1 protein-coding gene is annotated in these 768 nt (G+C 52.5%); it reads right to left on the reverse strand.

What is annotated here, in order from left to right; genetic code table 11:
- Positions 1–15: 15 nt before the first annotated feature.
- A protein-coding gene (locus ACOTX5_RS26695; RefSeq protein WP_223174630.1) for an IS1 family transposase occupies positions 16–713 on the reverse strand; the annotation gives its coding sequence in 2 pieces (ribosomal slippage) (positions 16–464 and positions 464–713; 699 coding nt in all).
- Positions 714–768 lie beyond the last annotated feature (55 nt).

Raw genomic sequence — 768 nt, forward strand, 5'->3', positions numbered from 1 at the left:
GGTAATGACTCCAATTTACTGATAGTGTTTTATGTTCAGATAGTGCCCGATGACTTTGTCATGCAGCTCCACCGATTTTGAGAACGACAGGGACTTCCTGCCCAGCCTTGCCAGATGCTGTCTCAGATTCAGGTTGTGTCGCTCAATTCGCTGCGTGTAACGCTTACTGATGACGTGCAGTTTTCCCTTCAGACGTGACTCATACATCGGCCAGCCGTCCGTCATCCATACCACCACGTCAAAAACTGACAGCAGGCTCAGAAGACGCTCCAGTGTGGCCATAGTGCGTTCACCGAAAACGTGGGCTACCACCGCCCTGCGTATCCTGTCATACGCGTAAAACAGCCAGCGCTGACGTGATTTTGCACCGACGTAGCCCCATTGCTCGTCCATCTCCGCACAGACAATGACATCACTGCCCGGCTGTATCCGGGAGGTTACTGACTGCGGCCTGAGTTTTTTAAATGGCGCAAAATGGTGTTGAGGCCCACGCCCATTAGTCGTGCGGTGGCACGGCAACCGACGCCGTTCATAGCCATATCAATGATTTTCTGGTGTGTACCGGGCTGAGAAGCGGCATAAGTGAAGGTGAGCTGCCATGTTTTACGGCAGTGAGAGCAGAGATAACGTTGATGCCCGGCAGTACTTTTGCCATTACGCATCACGCCTTCAGTAGCGGAACAGGAGGGACAGCAGACGGAGACTGAAGCCACGGGAGCACCTCAAAAACACCATTATACACTAAATCAGCAAGTTGGTAGCATCACC

This window comes from Enterobacter cloacae complex sp. IR5441 (assembly GCF_049238215.1).
GTDB lineage: Bacteria > Pseudomonadota > Gammaproteobacteria > Enterobacterales > Enterobacteriaceae > Enterobacter > Enterobacter hormaechei_C.